Here is a 918-nt window from a genome sequence, read left to right on the forward strand (position 1 = left end):
CATGAGAACAATGTTCGTAAAACGCGTACTGATTTTTACCCGTGTGTTTCGCGGCATACATCGCTTTGTCTGCGCAGCGGGTAAGCTCTGATAAATCGTTGGCGTCTTGTTTATAGATTGCGGCTCCTACGCTCATCGTCAGCTCATTATAGGTATCGTAGTTTTGATATCCCTTTGGGAACAAATTAACGATGCGATCCAAAATGCCATCTAGGTCTTGTTTACTGCGCACATCGTAAAGCATTAACACGAACTCATCGCCTGCAAAGCGCGCAATGGAGTAGTCATGTTTATCGGTTTTTCGGTCGCTGTTACGAATGCTTTTCTTCAATCGAGTTGCAAATGCTTTCAACACTTGGTCGCCAACATCGTGGCCATAGGTGTCGTTGATGTACTTAAAATTGTCGATATCGAGAAAAACCAACGCAGTGACACTGCGTTCGTCTGAGTGGTCAATGTCGTGCAGTTTTGCTCTGGCCCACGTTTCAAAGCTCCAACGATTCGCTAAGCCCGTCAGTTGGTCTAGGTAGGCTAACTCCTCAATCCCTTCTCGGTAAAGGGTTTGAATGTAGCTGACGACTTTTGCGTAGTAGTAGGAGAAGGTATGGCAGACAAAACTGATGGCAATCAAGGTGAACATGAATCGGCGTTCGATCATATCGCCAGTGGCAGGTAAGCCGTCTAAAAACGTAATGCCAAAGAAAACCAAAATCATGTAGGTAGCGCTAAAGAGTAAACCGACTTTGAACTCGTTAATCAAAATGATGGTTGCGACGATGGGGTAGAGCCACAATAATTTTCCGGAGGGCGCATCATTAAAAAGAAGTAGTAATAACCCCTCACACATGATGACGGCGCTGAGCAGTAAATCGGCATATTTGTGATGCCTTTGCACTTTAATGAGATAGCAGATCCCTA

The 918-nt window shown here is 45.0% G+C and carries 1 protein-coding gene; it reads right to left on the reverse strand.

Going from position 1 to position 918, the window contains the following annotated elements; genetic code table 11:
• Positions 1-913: GGDEF domain-containing protein (locus R7040_RS25230; RefSeq protein WP_318097385.1), on the reverse strand; the 913-nt coding region annotated here is incomplete at its 3' end.
• Positions 914-918 lie beyond the last annotated feature (5 nt).

Source organism: Vibrio sp. 1069 (assembly GCF_033340555.1).